Raw genomic sequence first — 12,000 nt, 5'->3', positions numbered from 1 at the left:
GGCGCGGCCGGCGAGCTGCCGTGCGCCGGCGCGGGCGGCGGCGGCGGCGCGGCGGTGGCGGGCGACGATCGCGGCGAGCCCTTCGGCCTCGACGCGGGCGAGGGTCTGGGCGAGGGCGTGGAACTCGAGCGCCGAGGGGGTGCCGGGGAGCTCGCGGCGGCCGGTCTCGAGCCAGAGCGCGCGCTGGTCGGCGAGCGAGAGGATCGAGGGCGCCGCGCCGGGCCGGGCCATGCGCGCCCAGGCGGCGGGGGAGACGGCGACGGCGGAGACGCCGGCCTGCCCGCCGAGCGCCTTCTGCGGGCCGATCACGGCGACGTCGATGCCGAGGGCGTCGACGTCGAGCGGGTGGCCGCCGAACGAGGCGACGGCGTCGACGACGAGGAGGGCGCCCTGCGCTTTGGCGAGGGCGGCGGCCTCCTCGAGCGGGTTGAGGATGCCGAAGGCGCTCTCGGCATGGACGAGGGCCACGAGGTCGAAGCGGGCGCCGGCGAGGGCCTCGGCGAGCGCGGCGGCGGCGACGGGCTGGCCTTCGGGGGCGGCGAGGTCGGCGACCTCGGCGCCGGCGCGCCGGAGCCAGGCGCCGAACCAGCGGCCGTAGGTCGAGGTGACGACGTTGAGGGCGCGCAGGCCGGGGCGGCCGAGGGAGGTGGCGGTCGCCTCGAGCGCGACGACGGCCTCGGCCTGGATGAGGAGGACGTCGTTGCGGGTGCCGAGGAGGCGCGCGATGGCGTCGGCGAGGGGAGCGTAGCCGGCGGGCGGGAAGGTCGGGGCGTCCGGGAGGGGGAGCCAGGGCAGGACGGGGGCGGTCACACGGGAGGATCCTTGCGGTGGAGCGCGGGCACGGCGGCGATCAGCCGGCGGAGGAGCGGGCTCCCGGGGTCGGAGAGGAGCGCCTCGGCGGGGCCGGTCTCGATGATCTGCCCCGCGTCCATCACCGCGATGCGGTGGGAGACGGCGCGCACCACCGCGAGGTCGTGGCCGATGAAGAGATAGGCGAGGCCGAGCTCGGCCTGGAGCCGGACGAGCAGGTCGAGGACGCGGGCGCGGACCGAGGCGTCGAGGGCGGAGACCGCCTCGTCGAGGACGAGGAGCCGCGGGCGGGGGGCGATGGCGCGGGCGATGGCGACCCGCTGGCGCTGGCCGCCGGAGAGGGTGGCGACCGGGCGGCGGGCGAGGTCGGGGGAGAGGCCGACCTGGCGGAGCAGCGCCGCCGCCGCCTCGGGCCGGTCGCGGCGGGGGACGAGGCGGTGGATGCGCAGCGCGTCAGCGACGGCGCCGCCGGCGGTGGCGCGGGGGTGGAAGGCGGCGGCCGGGTCCTGGAAAACCATCTGCAGGCGGCGGCGGGCGTGGCGCAGGCCGGCGCCGGAGAGGGCGAGCCAGTCGAGGCCGTCGAGGCGCACCGAGCCGGCGTCGGGGGTGGCGAGGCGGGCGAGGACGCGGGCCAGCGTCGACTTGCCGCAGCCGGAGGGGCCGATGAGGCCGAGGGTCTCGCCGGCCGCGATCGAGAGCGAGACGTCGTCGAGGGCGCGGATGCGCCGCTCGCCGGGGTAGGTCTTGGCGAGGCCCCTGGCGTCGAGGAGGGTCATGGCCGGGTCCCGACGAGGCGGGGGCTCGCGAGGTCGAGCTGGGCGGCGAGGAGGGCGCGGGTATAGGGCTCGCGCGGGGCGGCGAGGAGGCGCGCGGCGGGGCCGATCTCGACCAGGCGCGCGTCGTGGAGCACGGCGACCCGGTCGGCGAGGGTGCCGGCGAGCGCGATGTCGTGGGTGATGAAGAGGAGCGTCATGCCGGCGTCGCGGCAGAGCTCGCGCAGGAGCGCGACGATCTCGGCCTGGACGAGGACGTCGAGGGCCGAGGTCGCCTCGTCGGCGACGAGGAGGTGCGGGCCGGCGGCGATGGCGAGCGCGATGGCGATGCGCTGGGCCTGGCCGCCGGAGAACTGGTGCGGCCAGGCGGCGAGCGCCCGCTCGGGGTCGGGGATGTGGACGCGGGCGAGGAGCGCGGCGGCGCGGGCGCGGGCCTCGGCGCGGCCGAGGGGGAGGGGGGCGCGGAGCCCCTCGACGAGGTGGGCGCCGACGGTGAGGAGCGGGTCGAGGCTCGCGCCGGGGTCCTGGAAGACGGTGCCGATGTCGCGGCCGGGGCGCGGCGGGGGGCCGGACCAGCGGATCGCGCCGGAGAGCGCGGTGCCGACGGGGAGGAGGCCGGCGAGGGCGCGGGCGAGGGTGGACTTGCCGGAGCCGGATTCGCCGACGACGGCGAGCTTCTCGCCGGCGTGGAGCGCGAGGGTGAGGTCGGCGAGGGCGGGGCGGGCGGCGCCGGGATAGCGGACCGTGAGGCGGTCGCAGGTGGCCAGCGAGGTCACGACTGGCGCTTCCCGGCGAGGACGTCGGTCAGCGCCTCGCCGACGAGGTAGATGGAGATGACGGTCAGGACCAGCGCGATACCGGGGATGATCGAGAGGTAGGCGGCGGAGCGGAGCTGGTTGCGGCCCTCGGCGATCATGCCGCCCCAGGTGACGGCGTTGGGGTCGCCGAGGCCGAGGAAGGAGAGGGCGGACTCGGTCAGGATGGCGCCGGCGACGATGACGGCGGTGACCGCGAGGACGGGCGGCAGCGCGAGCGGCATGACCTGGCGGAGGGCGATCTCGGCCGGGTGCATGCCCATGACGCGGGCGGCGGCGACGAAGTCGGCCTCGCGCAGCGCGAGGACGCGCGAGCGGGAGAGCCGCGCCGGGCCGGTCCAGGCCCCGAGCGCGATGGCGATGGCGACGACGGCGAGCGAGGGGCCGGTGACGGAGACGAAGGCGAGCGCGAGCAGGAAGCCCGGGACGATCTGGAAGGCGTCGACGACGCGCATCAGCGCCTCGTCGACGAGGCCGCCGGCGAAGCCCGCGGCGGTGCCGACGAGCATGCCGGCGAGGACGGCGACGAGGGCGGCGGCGAGGCCGATGGCGGCCGATGTGCGGACGCCGTGGATGACGCCGGCGAGGAGGTCGCGGCCGAGGCCGTCGGTGCCGAGCGGGAAGGCCGGGTCGGTGAAGGGGCGGACGAGCGGACGGCCGGCGATGGCGAGCGGGTCGCCGGGCGAGAGGACGGGGGCGAGGAGGGCGGCGCCGGCGATGAGAAGGAGGAGGAGGCCGCCGAGGAGGGCCTCGGGGCGGCGGAGGAGCTCGCGGATCACCGGGGGCCTCCGACGCGCGGGTCGAGGGCGCCGTAGGCGAGGTCGACGAGGAGGTTCGCGGCGACGACCATGAGGGCGCTGACCAGGATGACGCCCATGAGGAGCGGGCCGTCGCGGCCGGCGACCGCCTCCTGCGCCAGCCGGCCGAAGCCGGGGATGCCGAAGACGCTCTCGATGACGACGGAGCCGCCGAGCATCGAGGCGGCCTGCAGCCCGAGCATGGTGACGAGGGGCAGGAGCGCGTTGCGGGCGGCGTGGTTGAGGGTGATGCGCCAGGGGGCCACGCCGCGGGCGCGGGCGGCGAGCGTATAGTCCTGGCCCCAGGCCTCGACCATGCCGGCGCGCATGACGCGGAGGAAGAGCGCGAGGTAGATCATGCCGAGGGCGGAGACCGGCAGGACGAGGTGCTGGGCGATGTCGGCGGCGCGGGCGAGGCCGGTCTTGCCGGAGGCAATGGTCTCGATGCCGGAGACCGGTAGCCAGCGCAGGCGGACGGCGAAGACGACGGAGAGGACGAGGCCGAGCCAGAAGTTCGGGATCGAGTAGAGGAAGAGCGAGCCGGCGGAGAGGAGGCGGTCGGCGGCCGAGCCGGGGCGGCGGCCGGCGAGGACGCCGAGGGCGGAGCCGAGGGCGAAGGAGAGGGCGGTGGCGCTGCCCATCAGCCAGAGGGTGTTGGGCAGGCGCTCGGCGATCACCGCGCCGATCGGGCGGTTCAGCGCAACGGAATAGCCGAGGTCGCCGCGGGCGAGCTGGGCGAGGGTGAGGGCGAGCCGCGCCGTCACCGACTGGTCGAGGCCGAAGCGGATGCGGAGCTCCTCGGCCTGCTGGGCGTCGCCGCCGCCGATCGAGAGGAGGTAGGCGTCGACCGCGTCGCCGCCGGCGCTGTTGAGCAAGAGGAAGACGCCGACGACGACGATGACGAGGACCGGGATGCTGCCGAGGAGCCGCGTGGCAACCCGGCGCAGGAGGCGCGGCACCTATCGGCGCCTCATTCCTCGAGGCCGACGTCCGCCCAGTTCGACACCGCCCAGCGCGGGTTGGTGGCGATGTTCTCGACCTTGTCGGAGGCGACGGAGGTGAAGGACCAGTCGGCCACGTTGATGAGCGGCAGGTCGGCGGTGACGAGGCGCTGGAACTCGTCGTAGAGCTCGACCCGCTTCGCCGGGTCGAGGGTGACGAGGGCCTCGTCGACCAGGGCGTCGAGCGCGGGGCTGACATAGCCGCCCTGGTTCGAGAAGGGGACGCCGGCCGGGATGCCGGAACGGACGAGGATCGTGGTCGAGATCGCCGGATCGCCGCGGAAGACGGTCGGCGCGATGGCGAGGTCGAAGGCGTGGTCGGTGTAGACCGCCTTCTGGTGGCCGGCGCTGTCGTTGGCGACGATGGTGGCGTCGATGCCGATGGCGGCCAGCGCCTGGCGCAGGTAGTCGCCGAACTGCCTGGTCTCGTTGAAATAGGGCGCGGGCAGGAGGTTCAGCCGGAAGCGCACCCCGTCCGGCCCGGCCGGGAAGCCGGCCTCGTCGAGGAGCGCCTTGGCCTTCTCGACGTCGAAGCCGTAGGTGGTCACGTCGCCGGTGTAGAAGGCCGGCGCGTTCTTCGGCACCGGGCCGGTCGCTTCCTCGGCGTAGCCGAGGAAGATCGCGTCGAGCACGTAGCGCTTGTCGATGGCGTGGGCGATGGCCTGGCGGACCTTCAGGTTCCGCAGGTACTCGTTGCGGTGGTTGATCTCGACGACGAGCTGGTAGGTCAGCGCCTCGTAGCCCTTGGTGACGACCTCGAGGCCCGGCACCCCGGCGATGCGGGCGAGGTCGGCCAGCGGCACCGCCGAGAAGGCGGCGAGCTGGATCTCGCCGGCCTCGAGCGAGCTCGCCGCGGCGGCGCGGTCGGGCAGGACGCGGAAGACGATCTCCTCGAGGTGCGGCTCGCCGGCGTTCCAGTAGGCGGGGTTCCTCTTCAGGAGGTAGTATTCGCCCGGACGATACTCGCCCCAGGTGAAGGGCCCGGTGCCGACGAGGGCGCCGTTCGCCGGGTTGGCGGCGATGTCGGTGCCTTCGTAGAGATGCTTCGGCAGCACCGAGGAGACGACCGGCAGGGCGTTGGCGATGAGCTGCAGCGGCGTCGGCTTGGAGAAGCGGAAGACTGCGGTGTGATCGTCGGGGGTGTCGACCGCCTCGAGGTCGGCGAAGAGGCTGCGGCCGATGTTCTGCAGCGGCTTCCAGACCTCCATCGCCGAGAAGGCGACGTCGGCCGAGGTGAAGGGGGTGCCATCGTGCCAGGTGACGCCTTCGCGCAGGGTGAAGGTGATGGTGCGGCCGTCGTCGGAGCCCTCCCAGGCGGTGGCGAGGAGCGGACGCAGGCCGTCGCCCTCGTAGGAGGCCTCGGCGAGCGGCTCGACGACCTTCGAGGCGATGAAGAAGACACCGTTCGAGGCGACGATGGCCGGGTTGAGCTGGCGCGGCTCGCTGTCGGCGGCGACGACGAGCCGTCCGCCTTCGGCGGCGCGGGCGAGGCGGGGGAGCGCCGTCGAGGCGAGGAGCGCGGCGGCGGTGCCGAGGAGGGTGCGTCGGGAGACGGAGGGGAGCATGGCACGTCCAACCCTGATGGAGAATACCGGGGACGGACGCTCGCACCAGACGGCTCGGGATGCAAGACCGCACCGGCCTGCATGGATCCGCGCAGTGCCGAATTCTTTTAAGATTATGATATCATACGATAGTTGCTTGGGCACTGGTGTAGTGTAACCAATTCCTATCCCATGATACCAATTGCGGGATCTCGGAAGTGATCGGCAGTCCGCGGGCTATCCGGGATGGTCAGGGCTCATCCGGGCGCGGGACCGGCGGCGGGAAGCCCATGCGTGGATGGCAGAGTGGCGGACGCGGCGCTCGGGCGGAAAGTATTGAGCGACCTCCGCGGCAATATTGTGGAAGGTCAGGCGGTCGAGGCGGGCGAGGACGAATGCCTGAAGCTCGGGGTCGGCGTCGAGCTTGGCCTGCACGCCGGGGCGGTGCAGGCGGCGGTGCTCGGTGGGCGGCACGTCGCAGGGCGGCAGGGCTGACAGCCGATCTTGCAGTAGAGCTTCGCGGTGCCGTTCAAGCGCCCCTTTGAGGCGGGTTAAACCGGCGAGGATCGGCTCCAGCTCGGCAATGGCGAGGTCGATGTCCGCGGCGGTCATTCGTCATGTCCTCCAGGCGTTGATGGTGCCTGCGGGAAGACCGGCCGGACCACGACGAACAGCCGGACCTCCCGCAGGCGACGGAACGGGGCAACCTTCACGAACCCCCGCTCCGGGACGAGAACGGAGCCTGCACTCTCCATTCCCGAACTCGTTTCAGCCGCTAAACGGCATAGGCCCCACCGTCGTGCAGCTCGGCTCCGCGCCCGGCGCGCCGTTCGATCGCGCGCAGGACCTCGCGCGCGATCTCCTGCGGCGACTGGCCGGGCGCGGCGTGGACCACGATGTCGTTGTTGATCGTCGTCGTGCTGCTTCGCGCGCCGCCGGCGCGCAGCGCCTTCAGCTCCCGGGTGGAGATGACGTTGCCGTCCACCCGCGGAACGAAGAGCTCCTCGCCCTCCTCCATCCAGCGGTAGAGATGCCCGGCCCGCACCGCCCCGCCGATCGCGCGGCCGGCGGGGCTCCCCTCGGCCGAGCTCGCCCCGCCGCCCGAGACCCAGTCCCAGGCGCGCAGCAGCCAGTCCGGCACGATGGCGGCGATCTTGGCCGAGATCGAGCTGACCATCGGCCCGACGATCGAGAGCATCCCGTCCCAGGCCGACTGGATCAGCCGCATGCCGGCGCCGAAGAGGCTGAAGTCGAAGGCGGCGGCGATCCTCTCCTCGATCGCGGAGAGGTCCCAGCCGGTCAGGTACTCGACCAGGTTGACCGCGCCTTCGAACATCAGGCGGAATGGGTCGAACTCGGCGAGCGCGGTCAGCACGCCGTTGAGCAGGCCCTCGTCGAAGGCGGCCTGGACGGCGTCGATCTTCTCCAAGAAGTAGGCGACGATGCCGTCCCAATTCCGATAGATCATGAAGGCGCCCGCGGCGACCGCAGCGATGACGGCGACGATCGGGTTGGTCATCATGGCGGCATTGGTGGCGAGCATCGCGGCGCGGATAACCCAGAGGCCAGCGCCGAGCCCGGCGACCGACTGGATCAGCCCGGGGTTGGCCGCCGCGAAGTCGCTGAAGGACTGGATCATCGGCGTGGTTGCCTCGAGCAGCGCGACGAACGCTGGCAGAAGTGCGGTGCCGGCGACGACGGACAGCGCGGTCATGCTGTTGGTGAGCACGGTCAGGCGGGATTTGGTGGTCTCAGCGATGCCCTCATACTCGCGCGTCATCGAACCGGCATAGTCGGCCCTGTTCCCGACCAGCCCGAAGGCGGTTTCGAGCAAGCCGAGGTTTTCGATGAGGGGCGTGACGCTGCCGATTGCCTCCTCGCCGAAGAGCATGCTGATCGCGCCGGCGCGTTCGTGCGCCTCGAGCTGGCCGAACGCGCCGACGACGTCGAGGATCGCGCCCTTCGCGTCGATCTGCATTCGCTTGGCAAGGTCGACGGTATCGAAGCCGAGCCGTCCCAGCACGTCGGACTGGCGTTTGGTCGCGGCCTCGCCATTGGCCAGCGCGCCGGTGAAGTTCCTCAGCGCAGTGGCGGCGACCTCCGGCCCGAGGTTGGAGGACAGGAAAGCCGTGCCGAGGGCCGCGACTTCCTCGGCCGCCAGGCCCACGGACATCGCGTAGCCACCCTGACGCTGGATCAGGTTCGTCAGCGCGCCGGGTGCAGGTCCGCGCCGGCTGTGAGCATGTCCGCCATCAGATCGAGGGTTCCCGCCGCGTCGCTGATCAGCTCGGCGGTTTCCGGGATCACGTCGTCGACCTGGTTCCACTCGGCGTCGGTCAGCTCGAGGGCGAGCTTCACACGCCCCTTCATTGCACCCTCCCAGTCTGGGCCGCGCCGAGAGCTCCGGCGGGGAAGCTCCGGCGGAGAGCGCCCCGGATCATCGTCGACGCGGTCGCCGCCGCGTCGAGAAGCTCCGCGACCTTGGGGCTCGCTTCGGGGAGCTCGGCGCGCAGCGCGTCGACAATCTCCGGCAGCTCCTCCACGGCGCGACCGAACACGGGAAGCTCGGCCTCGCTCAAGGGAGTGCAGAGGGCGAACCGCCCTTGAAGGGCCTCCCGCCGCTCCTCTGTCAGGTAGGCGTTGAGCGTCAGCATCTCGGCCATCACCGCCCCCCCCATCGTCTTGATCGCCGCGCGCAGGCGGTCCGGTCCGATCGGGCCGTCGCCCATACCGCCGGCGACGCGCATCGCGGTCGCCAGCGCCCGGAAGTGACCGGCGCTCTCGCCGAGGTCGCGCAGGATCGCCTGAAGCTCCGCGCTCTCCGGCGCGAGGGAGCTGGCGAAGTCGGCGAGCTCTGTCCGCGAGGGGCGCGGCAGGTTGATGTTGTGCGTCACCCGCGAGAGGAGCGGCCGGAAGGCGGCGGTGCGGACGTTGCCGCCCTTGCCCATGAAGGTGTCGTTGCCGACGAAGAGGCAGCCGAAGGCCGGCGCGTGCTCGTCGCCGAGGCGCGCGTCGGTTCCGCGGTCCCAGAGCGAGCGGATCGTCTCGAGGATGACGGTCTTCAGCTCCTGCGCCTCGTCGACGATGAAGACGGCGCGCGTGCCGAAGCGCTGGAACGGATGCCCGCGCAGAAGCTCCCAGATTGCGTCGAAGGCGTCGGGGGTTGATCTGACATCGATCCGATAAGGCGCGAGGACAGCGCGCATGAAGGCGATGGCGGAGCCGCCGATGACCGGCGAGGCCGTGACGCGCACGACTTCCGTGCCGCCCGCTGCCAGCTCGGTCGCGACCAGGTCGAGCGCGAAGCTCTTGCCGATGCCGGCCGGTCCGCGCGCGAGCCCGAGGCCCGCGCCGTCGGCGATCTGCCGCGCGGCCGCGCGGATCGTTGATGCGACCCCGGTTTCGATGATAGGTTTCTCCATGTGACGCTCCTTCTGAAAGGTCACGTTGCACCAGAGAGGCCGGCGGTGGCTGCCGCCGGTCTCTCACTCTTCGCGCTCATCGCGAGGAATTCCTCCATGATGGCCCGCCGCTCGGCATCCTCGGCCTCGGCCCGATCCGCTGGGCTCGGCGGCAGGAGCGTCTTGTCGATCGCGAAGGTCCAGGCTTCGGGATCGCCGGCGGCCGGCGCGACCTGCCGCACCGCGGCCTTCTGTAGCTCGAAGGTCGAGACGGTCGGGTCGGTCTGCGCCCGCAGGTGCTCGAGCGCGTCGGTTCGGCCCTTTTCCAGCTCGGCTTGGTGCCGAGCCCCTGCGCGCTCGCCATGGGCGAAGACTGGTTGCAGCTCGGCCCAGCCAAGATCATCGCTCTCGTGGCGCAGGAAGACGCGGTCGCGTCCCTTCCGGAGCGGAACGCGGACTTCCAAGCGCGCGCCGACCGGCAGATCGTCCATGCGCGGCGAGTGGTAGAGCGCGCCGCGGATCGTGATCATGCCCTGCCGGGCGATCCGTGTTTCGGGGCGGCTGAAGATCAGGTCGAAGGCGTCGTCGCTCGGGACGCGCGCGCTGAAGCGGGTGGCCCTGATCTTCGCGTCGAGCGCTTCGACGGGCGACAGGCCGCCGAGCCGGCCGGACTGCGGCCGGTCGTTGTAGATCCTGACCGCGTCGCGAATATCCGCCGCCAGCGCGTCGAGACCGCGCTCGTAAGGCTTCACGACCATGCCCTTGTTCTCGGTCTTCTTGTTGGTCCGGTCGCCGCCGATCCACCCGGGCAAGCCGCGGAAGATGCCTTCGAGGATGTTGAAGAAGCCCTCGATTTCGCCCTTGGAGGTCGGCGAGTAGGGCTTTGCAGCGGTGACGCTGAACTGCATTCCGGCGAGGTCGGCCAGTCGGTCCATGGCCGACTTCAGCTTGGAATACTCCGAGCCGTTGTCGAGGTAGTACTCCTGCGGGATGCCGCCGTGCGGGCAGAAGGCGACCTGCGAAAGCGCCTCGGCCACGTCCTCCTGCCGGACGCCCTTGCCTTTCGACAGGAACACGGGCGTCACCCAGGCGAAGAGGCTCGAAGCGTCCAGCCACGCGATCAGCCGCACGCGCACCGTCTCGCCGTTCTCGTCAACGAGGATGTCCACATAGTGAACGTCGCCGATCAGCAGCCCCATGGGGGTGTCGTGCAGCGCCCGCCGGATGCGCGGCACGGCCTCGTCCTGCCAAGCCTTGTGGTCGCAGTCGTGCTTGTGGACCAACCGGAACCGGTTGAGACCCTGCCGCTTCGCCCACTTCTGATTGAGGGCGCAGATCGCGCGCAGTCGGGCCGGCGCCAGGGCGGAGCCCGCCGCCTCGCAGCGCCGCGCAAGGTGGAAGGCGCAGAGGCGGAGCACTTCCCGGTTGGACGTGCCGTCGTTCGCGACCATGCTGCGCGCTTCGCGCGCCAGCTCGCCGGCAATGGCACGCTTGCGGTCCTCGGGGAGGTCAATCCCGGCATCCCACGCGCGCGTGACGATGACGCGCCGTCGTCCCCGATCGGAACGGCCCTTCAGCCGAATGGTCGGAGCGGCAAGGCCCCCTTTAACGGGGACTTCAACGGGGCTCGAAGCCGCCGGCTGAAGTATCGCGCGCAGCTCGGGCGAGCAGTGGTCGAGCGACAAGGCCCAGACCTTGCCGCCGGCCCCGCCGCGCTGCCCGGGCACTTCGATCACGGGCAGGGCGTGGCCATGACACGGACGCCCCCGGGCGAATGCTCGTCTAGCAATGCGCTCGGAAATGCCGAGCGCTTCCGCGAACTCCTTAGGAGAGACGAAGCTCACCTTTCGGTGTCCTTAACCCCGAGCGCCACCGCGATCCCGTGGGCTTGGCCGTAGTTTCCCTTGTTGCGCCCGTAGAGCACCGCTCGGACCGCATGCAGGGGAAACCGATTGCGCTTAGCCCAATCGGCGACCGTCACGCCTTCGCGACGCAGACGCTCGCGAGCTGACTTCAGTACGGTTGTCATAGAGCCGGTCCCGTGCAAGCATACACAAGCCAGCAACTCTATACACAAACTAGCACATGTCAACACGAGACAGCACAATTGGGGAGCGCCTGCGGCGTGTGCGTGGGGAGGAAAGCCAGGAGGCTTTCAGCCGAAGGGTAGGGATCACCCGATCGGCGCTCGCAAACTATGAGACGGGAAGGACGCAACCGAAGCCGTCAGTCCTGCGCCAGATCAGTCAGAGGCTTGGGATCCCCGAAAGCGCCCTTCTGTCGGGTGACGCGGGGTCCTTTCGCGAGCTTGCTTCCCTCCTCGGATCGAACGAGGACATCGCTGGCCTTCCGGGGTTAACCGAGCACGAGCGGGCGATCATAAGGGTACTGAGACTTTGCCCGCCGGAGACGGTTCATTCTGTCGTTCGTGATATTATTTCCACGCTTGAGTCCAAAGATTTCTTCCGAGAGCTCGCCGACCCCTTGACGATAGTTGACGATATTGGCCATCTGTACATGATCGAGAAAGCGAAAGGCGCATATGATCGCGGCGTTACGCCGGACACATTGGCGGCAATTCTCGACAGGCTGAAGAGCGGTCAAGGGGATCCGCAATCGGCCGCCGTTCTAACGAAATCAAATGCTTAGGGTTGGCGAAACGTGATACCAATTATTCAATCACGGCCAGAGGTCAACCACTTGGAATTGCACGATAAACCGGGCCGCGCGAGGATCCGCAATAGGATCCGCAATAATTGGTATCGCCTCACTGGCGGGTTGTCCGATCGGGGCCCGTTCGGATCGTCTCTCCTGTGGCTTGCGGAGTGAGCGCCGGCCTCGGGGGGCCTGAAGGCCCGC

13 protein-coding genes are annotated in these 12,000 nt (G+C 71.0%); 1 reads left to right on the top strand and 12 read right to left on the bottom strand.

Annotated features, from left to right (window positions below; genetic code table 11):
- The 12 genes from Q0112_RS11675 to Q0112_RS19455 form a co-directional block, all read right to left on the bottom strand.
- On the bottom strand, nucleotides 1–810 hold an 810-nt coding region (locus Q0112_RS11675; protein ID WP_297975518.1), incomplete at its 3' end, for an aminotransferase class V-fold PLP-dependent enzyme.
- Entirely contained in the window at nucleotides 807–1,586 is a 780-nt protein-coding gene (locus Q0112_RS11670; RefSeq protein WP_297975515.1) for an ABC transporter ATP-binding protein, read from the bottom strand. The genes Q0112_RS11670 and Q0112_RS11675, both read right to left, overlap by 4 nt.
- On the bottom strand, nucleotides 1,583–2,359 hold the full coding sequence (locus Q0112_RS11665; protein ID WP_297975512.1) for an ATP-binding cassette domain-containing protein: 777 nt from the start codon (nucleotides 2,357–2,359) through the stop codon (nucleotides 1,583–1,585). The genes Q0112_RS11670 and Q0112_RS11665 overlap by 4 nt, the downstream gene beginning before the upstream one ends.
- Nucleotides 2,356–3,177, bottom strand: coding sequence for an ABC transporter permease (locus Q0112_RS11660; RefSeq protein ID WP_297975509.1), 822 nt, complete (start codon nucleotides 3,175–3,177; stop codon nucleotides 2,356–2,358). The genes Q0112_RS11665 and Q0112_RS11660 overlap by 4 nt, the downstream gene beginning before the upstream one ends.
- A complete protein-coding gene (locus Q0112_RS11655) occupies nucleotides 3,174–4,154 on the bottom strand; it encodes an ABC transporter permease (RefSeq protein ID WP_297975506.1) in 981 nt (326 codons plus the stop codon). Before Q0112_RS11655 ends, Q0112_RS11660 begins: the two co-directional genes overlap by 4 nt.
- 11 nt (nucleotides 4,155–4,165) lie before the next feature.
- Nucleotides 4,166–5,761, bottom strand: coding sequence for an ABC transporter substrate-binding protein (locus Q0112_RS11650; RefSeq protein WP_297975503.1), 1,596 nt, complete (start codon nucleotides 5,759–5,761; stop codon nucleotides 4,166–4,168).
- A 216-nt stretch (nucleotides 5,762–5,977) separates the two neighbouring features.
- Nucleotides 5,978–6,352 (bottom strand): hypothetical protein, encoded by a 375-nt coding sequence (locus Q0112_RS11645; RefSeq protein WP_297975501.1) that lies wholly within the window; start codon nucleotides 6,350–6,352, stop codon nucleotides 5,978–5,980.
- A 163-nt stretch (nucleotides 6,353–6,515) separates the two neighbouring features.
- A complete protein-coding gene (locus Q0112_RS11640; protein ID WP_324563337.1) occupies nucleotides 6,516–7,913 on the bottom strand; it encodes a phage tail tape measure protein in 1,398 nt (465 codons plus the stop codon).
- Nucleotides 7,914–7,945: 32 nt separating this feature from the next.
- Nucleotides 7,946–8,110 carry a hypothetical protein gene (locus tag Q0112_RS11635; protein ID WP_297975499.1) on the bottom strand — a complete coding sequence of 55 codons (165 nt, stop codon included), beginning with the start codon at nucleotides 8,108–8,110 and terminating at the stop codon, nucleotides 7,946–7,948.
- Nucleotides 8,107–9,162, bottom strand: coding sequence for an ATP-binding protein (locus tag Q0112_RS11630; RefSeq protein WP_297975498.1), 1,056 nt, complete (start codon nucleotides 9,160–9,162; stop codon nucleotides 8,107–8,109). The genes Q0112_RS11635 and Q0112_RS11630 overlap by 4 nt, the downstream gene beginning before the upstream one ends.
- Nucleotides 9,163–9,182: 20 nt before the next feature.
- Entirely contained in the window at nucleotides 9,183–10,985 is a 1,803-nt protein-coding gene (locus Q0112_RS11625) for a hypothetical protein (protein WP_297975495.1), read from the bottom strand.
- Nucleotides 10,982–11,170 carry a hypothetical protein gene (locus tag Q0112_RS19455; protein WP_367278468.1) on the bottom strand — a complete coding sequence of 63 codons (189 nt, stop codon included), beginning with the start codon at nucleotides 11,168–11,170 and terminating at the stop codon, nucleotides 10,982–10,984. The genes Q0112_RS11625 and Q0112_RS19455 overlap by 4 nt, the downstream gene beginning before the upstream one ends.
- A 56-nt stretch (nucleotides 11,171–11,226) precedes the next feature.
- On the opposite strand from Q0112_RS19455, the gene Q0112_RS19450 reads away from it, so the two are divergent.
- Nucleotides 11,227–11,790 carry a helix-turn-helix domain-containing protein gene (locus Q0112_RS19450; protein WP_367278467.1) on the top strand — a complete coding sequence of 188 codons (564 nt, stop codon included), beginning with the start codon at nucleotides 11,227–11,229 and terminating at the stop codon, nucleotides 11,788–11,790.
- Nucleotides 11,791–12,000: the final 210 nt, after the last annotated feature.

Source organism: uncultured Amaricoccus sp. (assembly GCF_937858865.1).
GTDB lineage: Bacteria > Pseudomonadota > Alphaproteobacteria > Rhodobacterales > Rhodobacteraceae > Amaricoccus.
This window is presented reverse-complemented; position numbering and strand designations above follow the sequence as displayed.